This window comes from Embleya scabrispora DSM 41855 (assembly GCF_000372745.1).
GTDB classification, from domain to species: Bacteria; Actinomycetota; Actinomycetes; order Streptomycetales; family Streptomycetaceae; genus Embleya; species Embleya scabrispora.
Genome location: NZ_KB889575.1, coordinates 1 through 15,589 on the forward strand (window position 1 = coordinate 1; position 15,589 = coordinate 15,589).

Consider the following 15,589-nt stretch of genomic DNA (forward strand, 5'->3'; position numbering starts at 1 on the left):
CCCGGTGCTCGCGTCCCGCCCACCGCATCGCGCCGCCCCACCGTCTTCGTTGGCATGCACCCACCCTGCCGGAGCGAGAGAGCACACCCACAGGGGCGACCTACTCAACCGAGCGCGTCCACGTACNCAACCGACCGCGCTCACCCCGGCCGTCGCCAGGACCCACGCGAGGCGCGGCACAGGCCGGAGACCGGGCCCGCGCGCGTGAACGCCGGGGGCCGCACCCGCGAATGGCGCACCGCGGTGGGTGGTCCACGTACCGTCGGCACGGCGTTGTGTCGGGACAGGCCCGACACAACGCCGTGAAAGTTCGCCGAGCCGGGCAACTCGCCTCCTGGCTGGTCGCTTTGGCCGCGCGCGTCGCCGACGAGGCCCTCGCCCTGTCCCCCGACGACCCGGCCGCGCGAGCAGACCTGGCGACCGCGGCGGCCCTGGCCCGGTCCGTGCTGCACGCCGCACGCGCCTGCGTCGCACGCGTCGAGGAACTGGGGCTGCCGAACGAGCCGTTCGACGCGGCGTCGGCCCGCATCGACAAGCACGAGGCGACGATCGAGATCGCCGCCCGACGCCTGGCCGACGAAGTGGGGCGTTAGCGACCCCGCGTCTGCGAGTCACGCCCGAGGCGCGCAGCACCCCGGAAGCCGGTCGTGTGCTGTACCCCCCAGCCCCCGCATCCTGCGGCTCGTGGGGATCGCCAACGTCCCCATTCCACGGACGTCTGCGTCCCCGGTCGGTGTGATCTCCGGCCCGGGATCCTGCGAACCCGAGCCGGCACGGACGCCACATCCTCACACCGGGCGACGTGTCGAGGCCCCGGATCCGCAGCGTGCGTCGGGCGCCTGCGGCGTCGACGGTGCGTGGCAGAGGCCCGGGGAATCGATGCCGGCCGCGCGCATCCCGTCGGGCGATGTCCCGGGCGGGATCGTCGCACCGGGAGCGTACCCGTCCCGGGGGATGCCGTGCCCTCCGCGATCGGGTCGATCGTTGCGCCCGTCATGGCGAACGGGCGTCCCCCGGCGCCGCCGTGCCACCTCCGACGGCCCCTCTTCCGAAGCCGTCGGCTCCGGTGGGATCGGCGCGGTGTCGTAGTGCTCCAGGGCCTCCCGGGCCTCGGCCTCGGAGATCACCGGCGGGTCGGGAGCCGGCGACACCGCCGACGCACTCGGCACGGGTCTCGTGTCCCCACCGCCCGACGAACAACCCGCCACCGCGCATCCCGCCGACACCAGCACGGCCACCGTCGTACCGAGACGTTCACAATCCCCGCCCTACCGCAACGAGACTTCGGATCGCGTCAGCCGCCAAAGGGGCGATCCGACACCTTCAAACAGGCGCAATGATGTCTTTGTCTTTCGCCGCCAACGACCGACCACTGTCGCGACGCTGAAGACTCACAGCGAGCGAAACTCTCCGCCGAACGCATCGCCGAGATGGACACGCTCGGCATGCGCTGGCAGGTAGTGCGCACGCAGAACGTGCCTTCCTGCTGGAATGAGGGAGACTCCGGCAAGCCTCATCGTCCCGGCCAAGAAGGCACGTTGGCTCCCGCTGGACCGTCGAGCGCACCCTGGGCCGGCTCATGCACCCGGGGCCGGGGGCCGAGGAGTGGACTGGGTGTCAGTACACGGTCCATTCCTCTGTGAAGCCGCAATAGATGTCGCTCCCGGTGGCCCCGTTGCGCAGACATACCTTGAGGGTGTAGGTCCCCTGCCTGAGCACGTATCCCGCTTGTACACAGCTTCCGGAGCCGCCGGCGGCGTGCAGTGTGTGCACGGTCCCGGTCGGTGTCCTCAGGAAGGACACGGCGCGCAAGCCATCCTTCGGTCCGGCGTCACACGTGCTCTGCGACATCGTCCCGTCGACCTCGTCATAGGTGACTTCGCTGTACCCGTAGCCGTACTTGGGCGAGGGCGGCCGCGGCACCGGTGTTCTCCCAGCGGCGCAGGACGCGGATGGGGGTGGTGGTGTCGCCCTGCGCGGTCAGCGCGGCTGCGTGGTGGATGTCGTGCGTCATGGGCGGCACGTGGCCGAGGTCGAGCAGTCGGGTGAGGTCGGGAAGCAGCCACACGCCTAGTGCAGCGTTCCTCAAAGGGTGTACACGAACCGGCGCCGTAATGTGCGGGTCGGTGGGGCGGGTCTGCCCCATATCCAGAATTTGGCGCGGGTGTTGAGTTGGGAGGTTGCGAGGGTCGTGGCCTGCGTGATGTCGGCGGGATTGGAAAACGAACGACCGGCCAGGGCTGCCTTGCGGAAGATGCGCCACCATCCCTCCTGGAGGTTGAGCCAACACGCTCCGACGGGGATGAAGACGTGTTGGATCCTGGGGTGGTCGACGAGCCATTCCCGGGTGGAAAAGCTGTTGTGGGAGGACAGGTTGTCGGTGACGACGACGATCTCGCCCGCCGGGTTCGCGTCCTCGACCAATTGGAGGAACCGCTGGTGGAAGGCGCTGTTGCGGGCCGAGGCGGTCATCGTGACCTCGGTTCCGTCGCGGACGCGCAGGCCTCCGTAGACCCAGGTCTTCTCCGGCCCACGGCTGTAGTCGAGCACGTTCTTGATGCGGTGTCCGTCCGGCGACCAACCCGGCGCCGGGGGGAACGCGCGCGGGATCACCGGGCCGAGTTCGTCGGCGCACACGACCGTGACGCCTTCGGGCGGGTCGGTGTAGAGCTCGACGATCCGCGTCCTTTTCCCGCGAAGTCCGGGTCCCTCGACCGAACCCACGACCGNGTNCGGCGCCACCGCACCCCCTCCGCGAGCAGGATCCTGCGGACCTGACTTCGACCCACCACGATGCCCAGTCTCCCGGCCTCAGCGGCCAGGGCGTCCAGCGTCCACTCCGGAGGCCCGGACTCGTCCGCCGCCCACAACTCGTCGGACGGCTGCATCTCCAACCGACCGGGCGGAACGAGCTTGACCAGGGCGACGATCCGGGAACGCTCGGCCTCGGTGATCCGCCGTTTGCGGCCGCACCCGGGCCGGTCGCCGAGCCCGTCCAGGCCCTGTTCGTTGAACCGGTGCAGCCACCGCCGCACGGTCTTCGCGTCGCACCCCGCCCGAGTGGCGACCTGCGGAACGTGCAGGCCTTCCCAGCTCAGCGCGACGATCCCGGCGCGGAGGATCCAGTCCGCCGGCGCGTGTCGCGCCGCAGCCAGTCTCCGGATCTTCTTCTCCTCGTCCCCGTCGACGGGTTGACGGGCCATCAGATACTTCGGCATCACACTCGCCCCCGAGCAGCCGAAACAGCACTGTTTGACTACTACTTACCTGCCCAAAGCGGAACTTAGCAGTAGTGGTCGTCGCAACACCCCAGTTCGGGGGATGCGGTGGGGTTCCTGGAACTGCGGGACTGCCTGGGTGGCCGCTGCCCCCTGCAAATCGCGGGGGTGGTGCGGGGTGCTGGGGCGGATGGGTTGCGGGTGGGGGCGGTGTTCGCGGTGGCACGGCGGTGGTGCGTGCGTGGTGGGAGCAGGCGTGCTCGGCGCGGTGGTCGACGGGACGCGGGGGCGCGTTTGTGGTGGCGGGCGGTCGTCCGGGTCGGGTGGGTTGCCCCGACACCGGGAACCGAACCCGAGCGTCGACGGGCGTCAGCCGCTCACCTCGGCGTCGGGCGGCAGCGGTCGTTCCTTCAGCCCGGTGAGCATCTCGTCGCGGAAGTACAGCAAATGCCGCCGCCATACGTCGGCGGCCTGCTTGCCTTCGCCGTTCTCGATGTGGCGAATGACCCGGCGTACCTCGTCCACGTGCCCTTCCCGGGTGTGTCCCGGTATCAGGGCACGCGACCGCAACGTCACCCATCGGGGGGACTCGGTGTGCAGCAGTGCCTCTTCGAGGGCGTGTTCCAGGATCGGGTTGCGCGCGGCGCGGGCGATGGCCCGGTGTACCGGCAGGTCGCTCTCGTATTGGCCGGTGGCCTCGAACTCCTCCTCCAGGTGTCGGGCGGCCGTCTTGAGGTGCTCGATGTCCTCCGGGTAGCACTTGGCCGCAGCGAGTTCGGCCAATTGCGGCTCGATGGCCAGGCGTGCCTCGAAAAGTTGGGTGGGCAGGATCTCGACGCCCCAGTTCGCCACCCTCGACGCCGACGCCACCACCAGGGTGCCGCGGCCGTGGTGGGATTGCACGATGCCGGCCAGTTCGAGCGCCGCGAGCGCCTCCCGCAGGGTCGGCCGGCTCACCCCCAGGCGTTGGGCGAGATCGCGTTCCGAGGGCAGGCGTTCGAACCGGGCGACGCGCGAGTCCCTGATCGCGGCGACGATGCGATCGGCGGCTTGTGCGGCGGCGCTGCGGACTATGACCGGATGGAACGGATCGTCGGACTGTTCGTGATTCATGTTCACCTGGGTTGTCGGGGGTGCGGCCTGCGGACTGTGTTCGCCGGATTACTCGTTCACGATCGTATGGCCGGCGGCCCCCAGCACCGCGATCGCGTCGCGCGCTCGATCCGATTTCACCAGAACGTAGTCCGTGTCGTAGGTCGACACCGCGAAGAGGGGGATCCCGGCCTCCGCGAGTGGTCCGGCGATCGAGGCCAGGATCCCGGTGAGGGAGAAGTCCAAGGGGCCCGCCACCACCATCGCGCTCCACTCTCGCTCGACTTCGACGTCCGGGGGTACCAGGTTCTCGACGCACACCAGGGACAGTTCCTCGGGGGTTCGGGTCAGGCAGTACAACGAGCCCGATCCGGCGGCGGGCAGGCGGTGTTCGCCTGCGGGGTCCAGGCGGCAGACCGCATAGGACTCGGGCAGGAGCCGCAGGTTCACGCACGGGGCGGTGCTACGCATTCGAGGGTGCCTCCTCGGCCATGGCGTGGACCACGGGTGTCATCGCCTTCAGGGCGCCGGCGACGTAGTCCCGGCCGAAGCCGAAGTTCATCCGCAGGTAGCCGTCGAAACCGAAGTACTCGCCGGGGCAGATGAGGGTTGACGCGCCCGTGCGGATCCGGTGTCCGGCCTCCACCGAGTCGAGCGAGGTGGCGAAACGCAGGAAGACCAGTGGGGTGGCCATCGGGCGATGGGCCCGGACGAGCCCGTCGAGCGATCGTTGCCAGTCCTCGAACAGGGACCAACCCTCGCTCATCGCCGCCCTGTTGCGGGCCAGGATGCGCGCCGACGTGGCCTCCTCCAGGGCGATGCCGGCGAGGATGTTGTCGAGTCGGCCGGTGGCAATGGCGGCGTACTCGTGTCGCCGCCACAGGTCGCGGATCACCTGCGGCGAGCCGATCGCCCAGCCGATCCGCAGGCCCGAGAGCCCGTACGACTTGGACATGCTGTTGACGCCGATGACGCGGTCGTAGCGGCCCACGAACGTGCGTGCGCGGTCGGCGGGGTCGTGTTCGCTGCCCTGGTAGACCTCGTCGGCGACCAGCCACGCGCCGCAGCGTTCGGCGATCCGCACGATCTCGGCCATCTCGGCGTCGGTGAGGATGTAGCCCACGGGATTGTTGGGGTTGCACACGTAGATGAGCGACGTTTCGGGGGTCGCCAGCTCGGCGAGGGCTTCGAGGTCGGGCCGCCAGCCCCGATCGGGGTCCAGCGTGAACCCGCGCACGTCGCAGCCCCGGTTTTGCGCCAGTCCCCAGACCTGGCGGTAGCCGGGCTCCATGACGATCACCCGCGAACCCGGCGGACAGTAGGCGTCCACGATGGCGGCGTTCGCCTCGGAGGCGCCGATGGTGACCAGGACGTGGTCCGCGGTGATACCGGCGTCCGGGTAGCGGGCGGCGATCGACTCGCGCAGCGCGCGTTCGCCGTTGACCTCGGGGTAGTAGAGCTCGGTGCCCAGGAGGCGCTCGATGTCGGCCTCGGACCCCAGGAGTTCGCGGAGCGAGACCGGATCGATGGTGCTGTCGGACAAGTTGAAGTCGACCGACTGTTCGTAATCCGACTGCCAGTTCTCCAGCGCGAACGGCCGGAAGGGAGGGAGCGAGAACGATGTGGTCACCATGCGTATGCCTCCGGTGCGGGACCCGGTCCCGGGAAGATGGAATCCAGCGCGGTCAGTTCGGACGGGGACAGGGTCAGTCGCGCGGCGGCGACGCCGTCCTCGAGGTGGGACAGGGTGCGTGCCCCGACGATCGGCGCCGTGACGCCCTCCTGATGGCACAGCCAGGCCTGCGCGACGACGGCGGCCGGGCTGCCCAGTTCGGCGCACAGGGTCTCGAAGTCCCGGATCTGCTCGCGCCGACGGGCCAGGTGGTCGATGGCCCGCGCGCTGGCGCTGCGTGCCGCGGTGCGCTCCTTGGCCAGGATCCCGCCGAGCAGGCCGGAGTTGAGCGGGCTGTAGGGCAACAGGCCGATGCCGTAGGCGCGGCACGCGGGCAGCACCTCGAGTTCGACGGTGCGTTCCATGAGGTTGTAGATGCTCTCCTCGGCGACCAGGCCGAACAACTGCCGTGCTCGGGCCGCCTCCTGGCCCTGGGCCAGTTGCCATCCGGCGAAGTTGCTGGTGCCCGCGTAGCGGATCTTGCCTTCGCGGCGCAGATCCGTCAGGACCTCCCAAAGCTCCGCCCAGCCGGTTGCCCGATCGACGTGGTGGAGCATGAACACGTCGAGGTGGTCGGTGTTCAGCCGGCGCAGCGACGCCTCGCAGGCCCGCCGCAGGTGCCCGGCGGACAGGTACATGTCGTTGGGACCCTCGCCCATGCGTCCGTATGCCTTGGAGATCAGCACGATCCGGTCGCGTCTGCCCGGTCGGGCGCCCAGCCAGCGGCCGATGATCTCCTCGGTGAGTCCCTTGGCGGGGGAATGGTCGGCGATGGTGCGGTTGGCGTCGGCCCCGTACACGTCCGCCGTGTCGAACAGGTTGACGCCGTGGTCGAACGCGGCGTCCATGATCACGTGCGCGTCCGATTCGGCGGTGACCGGGCCGAAGTTCATCGTCCCCAGCGCGATCGGACTGACGCGCAGTCCCGATCGGCCGAGCGTGCGGTATTGCATGGTCAACCCTTCGTGCGGGGAAACCGGTCGGGTGAGAACCGGTCCAGGGGGGTGTCGGTGGCTCCGTCCAGGGCCAGGTCGACGGTGATGTCGCCGACGCCGGCGGCGTGTTTGAAGCCGTGTCCGGAGAAGCCGCCGGCCAGGACGAGTGTCGGGGCCGCCGCGGGGATGCCGATGACGAAGTCTCCGTCGGGGGTCTTGGAATTCATGCAGGGTCGGGCGGACACGGCTTTGGGACTCAGGTGGGGGAACGCGGCCCGGCAGAAGTCCTCGACGGGCCCGAGGTCGCGCTCGTCCACGGGATAGTCGTTGTCGCGCGGGTGCTCCAGCCACGGCTTGATCGCGGCGGGGCCCGCGCCCATCTTGACTCCGCGTCCGTCGACGTCGGGGATGCCCCACCCGTCGACGGGCCCGCTCTCGCGGACGAAGACCGGGAAGCGATCGGGTCGGTACGCGTCGCGATCGGGCCCGGTGAACCAGGACAGCAGGGAGCGCTGCACCCGCAGTGGCAGCGCGATTTCGGGTACGAGGTCGGTGAACCAGGCACCGGTCGCCACGATCGCGCGGCGTGCGCGCACGCTCTCGTCGGCGGTGTCGATGCGCACGCCGCGGTCGTCGTGATGCACGGCTGTGACTCGCGTGTCGAAGCGCAGCCGGGCGCCGGCCGCGCCGGCGAGCCGCAGGGCGGCGGTGATCGAGCCCTCGGGGTCGAGGACGCCGGCCCCGGGCTCGTACACCGCCACGTCGGCGTCGATGCTCGCGTGCTGGGGGTAGCGGGCGGCCAGTTCGTCGGGTTCGAGGAGGTGGTGCTCGATGCCGGCGAGCTCCGCGCAGCGCAGCGCGTCGACGATGAGTCCGCCTTCGCGCGGGCCGACGCACAGACCGCCCGAGCGGTGCAGCAGCGTGGTCGCGGACGCGGCTTCGAGGTCGTGCCACAACGCGCGTGCGCGGCGCACCATGGGGATGTAGTCGGCGCCCTCGAACAGGGTCTCGCGAAAGATCCGGGAGCCGCCGTGCGAGGAGCCTCGATCGTGGGCGAGGCCGTACTGTTCGATGCCGATCACGGACGCGCCGCGGGTGGCGGCCCGCCACGCGGCCATGGCGCCCATGGCGCCGAGGCCGATCACGGCGATGTCGTACTGCTTGCTGGTGGTCACGGGACTGGACTCCTGGTCGAGCTAGAGCACCTTGGACAGGAAGGCCTTGGTCCGATCCTGCCGGGGGTTGTTGATCACGTCGGCCGGAGGTCCGGACTCGACGACGACACCGCCGTCCATGAAGACCAGGGTGTCGCCCACCTCGCGGGCGAAGCCGACCTCGTGCGTCACGACGATCATGGTCAGGCCCTCGTCGGCGAGGTCACGCATGACGTCGAGCACCTCACCGACCAGTTCGGGGTCCAGGGCCGACGTCGGCTCGTCGAAGAGCATCAGCTTGGGCCGCATCGCCAGGGCGCGGGCGATGGCGACACGTTGTTGCTGGCCGCCGGACAGGCGGCGCGGATAGGCGCCGAGCTTGTCGCCCAGTCCGACCCGGCGCAGCAGTTCGGTGGCCCTGGCCCGCACGGCCTCGCGGGGTTCGCCGCGGACGAGGAGTGGCCCGACCATCACGTTCTCCAGGGCGGTGTAGTGCGAGAAGAGGTTGAAGTCCTGGAAGACCATGCCGATCTCGGCGCGTTGGCGGCTGACCTCGCGCTCGGACAGCTCGTGCAGGCGGTCGCCCACCTGTCGGTACCCGACGAGCGACCCGTCGACCCACAAACGCCCGGACTGGATGCGCTCGAGGTGGTTGATACAGCGCAGGAAGGTGCTCTTCCCGGATCCCGAGGGCCCGATGACGCAGACCACCTCTCCGCGTCGAACCTCCAGGTCGATGCCCTTGAGGACGTCGTTGCGGCCGTAGCTCTTGCGGACCTTCTCGGCCACGACGAGGGGTTGTGTCGTCATGTCAGGGCCTTCCGGAGCCGCAGGCGGGTGCGCCGTCGATCCGGGCGGTCCGCGTCGGGTGAGAACCGTCGTTCGAGGAAGCCCTGGAGGACGGTCAGGATCGAGGTGACGAGCAGGTACCAGATGCTCGCGGTGATCAGGAGCGGGATGGTCTGGAATGTGCGGGCGTAGACGATCTGACTGCTGTACAGCAGTTCGGGGATGGCCAGCACGCTGACCAGCGAACTGGTCTTGAGCAGCGAGATGGTCTGGTTTCCCGTCGGGGGGACGATGACCCGCATCGCCTGCGGGAGCACGATCTTGCGGGTGGTCTGGAGGTTCGTCATGCCCAGGGCGGTGGCGGCCTGGAGTTGGCCCGGAGGTACGGAGATGATGCCGGCGCGGACGATCTCGGCCATGTAGGCCGCCTCGTTGAGGGCCAGGCCCAGGAGGCCGGCGGTCATCGGGGTGATCAGTTCGTTGGCGTCGAAGGACGCGAACACCGGTCCGCCGAACGGCACGCCCAGGCTGATCTGCGGGTACAGGGCGCTGATGTTGAACCAGAAGATGAGCTGGACCAGCAGCGGTGTGCCCCGGAAGAACCAGATGTAGGCGGTCGCCGAGCCGGAGACGAGGCGGTTCCTCGATCCGCTCATCACCGCGAGGACGATGCCCAGGAGGGTCCCGATCGCCATGGCCATGGCGGTGAGTTCGAGGGTCTTCAGGAGCCCTTTGACGATGGTCTCGGCGGTGAGCCACTCTGCCACCACGTCCCACTCGTAGCGGGGGTTGGTGATCGCGGACCAGAGGCCGGCGGCGATGAGGACGGCGATCACGACCGCGGCCAGCCGGCGGAAGGGGTGCCGTTGCGGGATGGCCCGGATGGTGAGGTCGGGGTCGCCGAGGCCGTCGGTTGTGGCCGAGGGGTGCCGGGTGCCCTCGGGCGCGGACTCGGTGGGTGAGGCGGACTCGGGGGGTTCGTCGGGCGCGGCGGACTTCGGGTCGTCCGCCGAATGATCCGTCCGCATCGCCTACGCACACCCCTTCTTGATCGGCTGGTTGTAGTAGGTGTGTCCCGGCTGGATCTCGTTCGGGTCGGTGAAGGTCTTGGCGTGGATGATGGTGCCGTCCGGACCCACGCCCCAGGGGGCGGAGACCTTGCCGTAGTCCTCGGACAGGGTCGCGCCCGGGTCGGCGACACCGGTGCCCCACCTGGCGGCGATCTTCGCGTAGTCGCCGGACTTGATCAGCGAGTCGATCGCGGCCTGGAGCGCGGCCAGGAGTTGCGGGTTGCCCTTGGGGACGGCGATGCCGGCGATGCTGTGGCCGGTCTGGTAGGTGCCGATCACGCACATCTTGCCGTCGGAGCGGCTCGCGGCGTACTCGACCTGCGGCTTGTCCCCGACGACCACGTCGGCCCGGCCGGAGGCCAGGGTCAGCACCACGACGTTCTGGTCCGGGATCTGGAGGATGTCGATGGGCTTGGCGCCCTTCGCGCCGCACGCCTTGCTCGCCTCGGTCAGCGACTCGACCTGGCTCACACCCTTTTGGACGGCGACGCGGTAGCCACACAGCTGGTCGAACGAGTTCACCTCGATGCCGGAGCCCTTCTTGATCATGAAACCGCCGCCGGAGAGGTAGTAGGACACGAAGTCCATGACTTCGAGGCGTTCGCGCTCGATGCTGAAGCCGGTCATGCCGACGTCGTACTTGCCCGCCTGGAGGCCCGGGATGATCGCGTCGAAGCCGGTGTTCTGCCATTGCGGCTTCAGGCCCATGGTCACCGCGATCGCGTTCCCGAGGTCGATGTCGAACCCGGTGAGCGTCTTGTTGTCGTCCTCGAAGAATTCCAGCGGAGGGTAGGGCGCGTTCGTGGCGAGGACGAGCTCGCCCTTGCTCCGGTACTTCTGCGGTACCAGGGCCACGACGGCCGGGTTCGCGGTCGGCTTGGCCGCGGTGACGGGCGTGGAGCCGGGCTGCGAGGCGGCGGGGTTCCCGCCCGCGTGCTCGCTTTCCTTGGGGTCGGCGCAGCCGGCGGCGGCCAGCGTGAGGGCCAGGGCCGTGACGACGCCGGTCAACGGCAGGCGGCGACGCGTCCGTGCGGGGGCGTGGAACATGCTCTCTCCTTGGGCAGGTGGCGTGCGCAAGTACGATTCGGAGCGGGTTCGGTGGGGTGCGACGCGGGTTCAGGGCAGGCGGAACTCGAACGGGGCGTCGCGGTCGCAGGTCAGCCCGCCGTTCTCGACGCGCAGCAACGCGACCTGGGCGACCGAGGATTGGGAGGACGTGGGGACTTCGTCGCCGAAGCTGTCGTGTCCCGACTGGGTGTAGTAGACGAGGTAGGCGGTGGAGTCGTCGACGCGGACCACGTCGGGCGATCGCACGGAGCCGGCATCGGACGGCCGGATACCCGTCCGCGCGACGAACGGGCCGGTCTCCTCCCAGGCCAGGGCATCCGTGGAGCGGTAGGAGGTCAGTCCGTTTCGTGACTCGGCGATCAGCCAGTGGAAGCCGCCGAGGCGAAAGACGACGGGACTCTCGTGCCAGGTCGACAGCACGGTCTCCGGGGGTGACCAGGACATCAGGTCGGGGCCGGTGACCCGACGCAGCGCCCCGCCGGCGGCCTCGTCCTTGAACCACAGCGACCACGATCCGTCGGGCGTCCGGGCCACACACGGGTCCACGGCGTGGTCGGTGCCCAGTTCCAGGGGGCCGTGGTGCTGCCAGTGCCACATGTCGGTACTGCTCAGGTGATGGATGCGGCGGTGCCACGGGCTGGGCCGGCCGTGCGTGTCCCAGGCGGGGTCGTTCGGCACGCCCCGAATGAATGTGGTGAACAGGTGGTAGGTGCCGTCGGAGGCGACGAGGGTGGGACCCCAGAACGTGTTGTGGCCGGGTTCGATCGGTAGGTCCAGCGTTCCGCGGTAGAGCCAACTCGCGCCCTGGTCGGTGGAGGAGGCCAGGCCGAGGGGGGTGCCGTGGCAGCGTGCGATCGAGGGCGATCCGGACAGTCGCACGTTCGCGCGGCGGTGCGCGAAGACGCACCACCACTGCCCGGTCGCGTGGTCGCGGACCAGGGTCGGGTCGGTCACCCCGTCGAAGACCGGGTCGGTGATCAGCGGGGCGAGCGGCGTTCTCGTGCTCATGGATCAGGCACCCTTCGCGATGTGATCGAGGTTCGCCGCAGGGCGCGCGTACGCCGCGCGCGCCGCCGCCTCGTAGCCTTCGGTGGTCGCGGAATTCACCGCAGGGGCGAGGGATCCGCGCAGATGGCGGGCGACCGCCTCCCGGTCCCAGCACAGCCCCGCGACGCAGCGGTCGGCGAAGATCCGGGCGGTCTCGGCGAGTGCGGGCAGGCCGGTGAGCAGGCCCAGCGTGACCACCGGAGCCATCGGTGACACCTCCAACTCACCGGCGCTCACCGCGAGATGGGCCGTGGTGGCGGCACCGGCGAGCTGGAAGGCCGTCTGCATGACGAGCTCCGGAATCACCGGATTGACCTTGCCCGGCATGATCGAGCTGCCGGACTGTACGCCGGGCAGCAGCACCTCGGCGATGCCTCCGTGCGGTCCGGAGGCCAACAACCGCAGGTCGGTCGCGACGCGGGCGATGGTTCGGCCGGAGCGACTCATCGCCTCGGTGACGTGGGCCAACGGTTCCAATGACGCCAGTGCGTGGTGCGGGTCCTTCGCGGGGCGGACCGGCAGATCCGTCGCCTCCGCGAGGATGCGCACCGCGTGTGCGCCGAACCCGTCGGCGGCCCCGATGCCGGTGCCCACCGCGGTGCCCCCGAGCGGGACCGCGAGGAGCCGTTCCGCGACGTCGGCCAGATCGGTGCTCGCCTCCGCGATCGCGTGGGCCTGTGCCCGGTGCACGGCGCTCACCGGGATCGGGACCGCGTCCTGGAGGCAGGTGCGGCCCAGGTGCACGAGCCCGGTGTACTCGTCGGCCTTGGCGTTCAGGACGTCGCATAGGTGCCGGAGGCCGTCGACGGCCCTTCCGGCCGCGCGGTACACGGCGATCCCGATCGCGGTGGGCATGACGTCGTTGGTGGACTGGCCCCGATTGACGTGATCGTTCGGGTGGATTTCGAGGCTCTCGTGCCCGTTGCCTCGCCCACGCAGGATCTCGGTGGCGCGACGGGCGAGCACCTCGTTCACGTTCATGTTGGTCGACGTCCCGCCGCCGCCCTGCACGACGGGAAGCACGAAATGCCGAAGGTGGCGGCCCGCGAGCACTTCGGCACCGGCCTCGGTGATCGCGTCCGCGATGGCCGGATCCAGCGTTCCCAGTGCCGCGTTGGCCCGGGCGGCGGCGATCTTGACGGTCACCAACGCGTGCACGAACTCGGGGTGATCGCACAGGCGAGGGCCGGGAACGGCGAAGTTCCGCAACGCGCGAGCGGTGTGCGGGCCGTAGAGGACTCCCTCGGGGACGACGACTTCCCCGAGCGAATCGCGCATGGAAATGCCTAGCGACATACGTTCCCCAGATGACGTAGTTGCCAAGTGGCCTGACCAATCGATGAAACCTGAGAATGACAGTGGTCAGGCCACCTGGTCAAGATGGAATCTCGATGGTCCGAAGACCAGGCAGCCGGTGCGAGCCGCCACTATGCGATGGAAGGCGTTCGGCGGCGGCGTCCAGGTCTTCGACTGGCAGACCGAAAGCCCTCCAACTACCAGCGATTCGCCGAGGGTCCTCAATGTGACCCGCGCACCCCGAACCGTCGCGGCGGTTCAGGCAGTCGCCGGGCAGCACATCCAAGGAGGCGGACCGTTGCCCTGGCAATGAGCCGGGTCGAACGGTTCCCGAGTCGGTCCGAGCGCCGCAGTAGGCGTACGAGCGCGTGACGGGAGGCCACAGCCGCAGCCCAGGCCGCGGCCCCGCCTGGCCTGGCCTGGCCTGGCCTGGCCTGGCCTGGACCACGGTGCGCCGCGTCGTCCCTTCGGGCCGCGTCGCCTCCACCGGGCGTGAACGGACGTGGCCGGCCCGGGTGGGCCGGGGTCAGCCGCCGAGCGTTCGGTCGGGCGGAGCGGAATCGCGCCGTCGGCGCCGCAGACGGCGGCCCCGGGCGGGATCGTCCTCGTGGGCGGCGGGAGCCGTGATGCGGGCGCGGGCGATCAGTTCCAAGGTGATTGCCGTGGCGGCGGCCTGTACGGCCATCAGGGCGATGAGGACGAAGAGTTGGACCGCGCCGGCGGTGATCGGTTCGGCTCCGCCGAGGAGCATGCCGACGAATGCGCCCGGCAGGGTGACCAGGCCGACGGTGCGGGTCTGATCCAGCCCGGGTACGAGTGCCTCGGAGGCTGCGGGGCGGGCGATCTCGATTCTTGCGTCCCGCTCGAGCATGCCCAGTGCGAGGGCCGCCTCGACCTCGCCATGACGAAGGCGCAGCGCTGCCAGGCTCTGTCGGCCGGCCAGGACGGTAGCGGTGAGCGCGCCGCCGATGAGGATTCCGGTGATGGGGATCAATGTGATGCCGCGAGGCGGGACGAGGCCGGTCGCCAGGAGCAGTCCGACGAGCGGCATCACGCCTGCGGCGATGGGGGCGGCCGTCCACCACCACGTGCCGTCGGTGGTGATCCTGCGGCCCGCGGTGCGCACGGTGACCGCGAACATCAGGAGCAGGAAGGCCGGAAGGCCCGCGGGCGAGTGGGCCACCCAGCCGATGGCGGCGGAGACGACCGCGAGTTGAAGTGCCGCCCGCATGCCCGCGAAAAGAACCTCCCTACCCCGGCCGATACCCTGGTCGGGTGACAGACGGCACACGGCGACCACGGTGACGGCGGCGGCGAGCAGGACGGCCAGAATCCAACCGAGGGCTGCGTCCACGGGGAGCAAGGCGGCCGAGGCCGAGTTCATGGGATCACCGTAGTGCGGGAGCATTGCGCGTGGTTGACGGTGACAGGCCGGGCCTGGGCCCGGTGATGGGGCCGCACGGCGCCGGCTCCGTCGCCCTCGCAGGCGCCGCGATCACCCTCGTCCTCCTCGCCGCCGACCTCGTGCGCGCCAAGACCGCAGGAGCCGGCCGATGACCACCACCGCCACCTCGACCGACACCGCCGCGCCCGCGCCCACCCCCGGACGCCCTGACCGGCCGGGCGGGCCGCCGCGCGGGTCACATGTCGCACGCCGAAGCGGACACGCGCCCCGGCGACCGGGCCGCCGGCGACGGTCGGTTCTTTGACGGCGACTCAGTCGGAAACGACCAGCCGGTATCCGACGCCGCGCACGGTCTCGATCACGGGCCTACGGCCCGCCGCGCCCGACGGCCCGGCCGTACCCGTACCCGTGTCGCGACCCTCGCGGCCGATCTTGCGCCTGAGGTAGCCCACGTACACCTCGACCACGTTCGCGGGCCCTTCGTAGTGCGCGTCCCACACGTTCGCCAGGATCTCGGTCTTCGACACCGCGTCGCCCGCACGCCGCATCAGGAACTCCAGCAACGCGAACTCGCGTGGGGTCAGCCGTGTTTCCTCGCCGTCGATCTCGACGCGGCGGCGCGCGGGGTCCAGGGTGAGGCCGCCCACNTCGAGCACCGCGGGCCGTACCGGCGCCCCCCGACGCACCAGCGCGCGCAGACGCGCGATCAGGACCACGAAGCTGAACGGCTTGGTGAGGTAGTCGTCCGCGCCCAGATCGAACGCGTCCGCCTGGTCGTACTCGCCGTCCTTCGCGGTCAGCATCAACACCGGAGTCCACACGCCCGCCGCGCGAAGCCGCTCA

The 15,589-nt window shown here is 70.1% G+C and carries 18 protein-coding genes; 2 read left to right on the forward strand and 16 right to left on the reverse strand.

Translation table 11 applies throughout. From position 1 onward, the window contains the following. Nucleotides 1-302 precede the first annotated feature (302 nt). The gene (locus A3IC_RS52985) at nt 303-593 is read left to right on the forward strand and encodes a hypothetical protein (protein ID WP_245599177.1); all 291 of its coding nucleotides are present in this window, start codon (nt 303-305) and stop codon (nt 591-593) included. A gap of 1,024 nt (nt 594-1,617) precedes the next feature. Here A3IC_RS52985 and A3IC_RS0107250 read toward each other — a convergent pair. The 15 genes from A3IC_RS0107250 to A3IC_RS0107320 form a co-directional block, all read right to left on the reverse strand. Next, nucleotides 1,618-1,803: a hypothetical protein gene (locus tag A3IC_RS0107250; RefSeq protein ID WP_158695840.1), complete on the reverse strand. Its 186-nt coding sequence runs from the start codon at nt 1,801-1,803 to the stop codon at nt 1,618-1,620. Nucleotides 1,804-1,867: 64 nt separating this feature from the next. After that, complete coding sequence (locus tag A3IC_RS0107255; protein ID WP_020549399.1) at nt 1,868-2,068, reverse strand: hypothetical protein; 201 nt, start codon at nt 2,066-2,068, stop codon at nt 1,868-1,870. A 17-nt stretch (nt 2,069-2,085) separates the two neighbouring features. After that, nucleotides 2,086-2,637 (reverse strand): transposase, encoded by a 552-nt coding sequence (locus A3IC_RS0107260; RefSeq protein ID WP_020549400.1) that lies wholly within the window; start codon nt 2,635-2,637, stop codon nt 2,086-2,088. Next, nucleotides 2,610-3,218, reverse strand: coding sequence for a helix-turn-helix domain-containing protein (locus A3IC_RS0107265; RefSeq protein WP_020549401.1), 609 nt, complete (start codon nt 3,216-3,218; stop codon nt 2,610-2,612). The genes A3IC_RS0107260 and A3IC_RS0107265 overlap by 28 nt, the downstream gene beginning before the upstream one ends. A 369-nt stretch (nt 3,219-3,587) precedes the next feature. Then, entirely contained in the window at nt 3,588-4,331 is a 744-nt protein-coding gene (locus A3IC_RS0107270; protein WP_020549402.1) for a FadR/GntR family transcriptional regulator, read from the reverse strand. A gap of 48 nt (nt 4,332-4,379) precedes the next feature. Then, nucleotides 4,380-4,781 carry an ACT domain-containing protein gene (locus tag A3IC_RS0107275; protein ID WP_040876278.1) on the reverse strand — a complete coding sequence of 134 codons (402 nt, stop codon included), beginning with the start codon at nt 4,779-4,781 and terminating at the stop codon, nt 4,380-4,382. Next, nucleotides 4,774-5,943, reverse strand: coding sequence for an aminotransferase class I/II-fold pyridoxal phosphate-dependent enzyme (locus A3IC_RS0107280; RefSeq protein WP_020549404.1), 1,170 nt, complete (start codon nt 5,941-5,943; stop codon nt 4,774-4,776). The genes A3IC_RS0107275 and A3IC_RS0107280 overlap by 8 nt, the downstream gene beginning before the upstream one ends. Then, nucleotides 5,937-6,935 (reverse strand): aldo/keto reductase, encoded by a 999-nt coding sequence (locus A3IC_RS0107285; RefSeq protein ID WP_020549405.1) that lies wholly within the window; start codon nt 6,933-6,935, stop codon nt 5,937-5,939. Before A3IC_RS0107285 ends, A3IC_RS0107280 begins: the two co-directional genes overlap by 7 nt. Before the next feature lie 2 nt (nt 6,936-6,937). Continuing rightward, nucleotides 6,938-8,092: an N-methyl-L-tryptophan oxidase gene (solA, locus tag A3IC_RS0107290; RefSeq protein WP_020549406.1), complete on the reverse strand. Its 1,155-nt coding sequence runs from the start codon at nt 8,090-8,092 to the stop codon at nt 6,938-6,940. A 21-nt stretch (nt 8,093-8,113) separates the two neighbouring features. Beyond that, on the reverse strand, nt 8,114-8,881 hold the full coding sequence (locus A3IC_RS0107295; protein ID WP_020549407.1) for an amino acid ABC transporter ATP-binding protein: 768 nt from the start codon (nt 8,879-8,881) through the stop codon (nt 8,114-8,116). Then, on the reverse strand, nt 8,878-9,888 hold the full coding sequence (locus A3IC_RS0107300) for an amino acid ABC transporter permease (RefSeq protein WP_020549408.1): 1,011 nt from the start codon (nt 9,886-9,888) through the stop codon (nt 8,878-8,880). The genes A3IC_RS0107295 and A3IC_RS0107300 overlap by 4 nt, the downstream gene beginning before the upstream one ends. A gap of 3 nt (nt 9,889-9,891) precedes the next feature. Then, nucleotides 9,892-10,977: an ABC transporter substrate-binding protein gene (locus A3IC_RS0107305; protein ID WP_020549409.1), complete on the reverse strand. Its 1,086-nt coding sequence runs from the start codon at nt 10,975-10,977 to the stop codon at nt 9,892-9,894. A gap of 69 nt (nt 10,978-11,046) precedes the next feature. After that, the gene (locus A3IC_RS0107310; protein WP_020549410.1) at nt 11,047-12,006 is read right to left on the reverse strand and encodes a glycoside hydrolase family protein; all 960 of its coding nucleotides are present in this window, start codon (nt 12,004-12,006) and stop codon (nt 11,047-11,049) included. A 3-nt stretch (nt 12,007-12,009) separates the two neighbouring features. Then, a complete protein-coding gene (locus A3IC_RS52990) occupies nt 12,010-13,323 on the reverse strand; it encodes a lyase family protein (RefSeq protein WP_020549411.1) in 1,314 nt (437 codons plus the stop codon). A gap of 544 nt (nt 13,324-13,867) precedes the next feature. Then, entirely contained in the window at nt 13,868-14,725 is an 858-nt protein-coding gene (locus A3IC_RS0107320; RefSeq protein WP_079026298.1) for an ABC transporter permease, read from the reverse strand. Nucleotides 14,726-14,754: 29 nt separating this feature from the next. Here A3IC_RS0107320 and A3IC_RS67265 point away from each other — a divergent pair, with 29 nt between their 5' ends. Then, nucleotides 14,755-14,898 (forward strand): hypothetical protein, encoded by a 144-nt coding sequence (locus A3IC_RS67265; protein WP_020549413.1) that lies wholly within the window; start codon nt 14,755-14,757, stop codon nt 14,896-14,898. Nucleotides 14,899-15,057: 159 nt separating this feature from the next. Here the strand turns inward: A3IC_RS67265 and A3IC_RS52995 are convergent. After that, a partial coding sequence (locus tag A3IC_RS52995) for a response regulator transcription factor (protein WP_020549414.1) occupies nt 15,058-15,589 on the reverse strand: 532 nt, incomplete at its 5' end.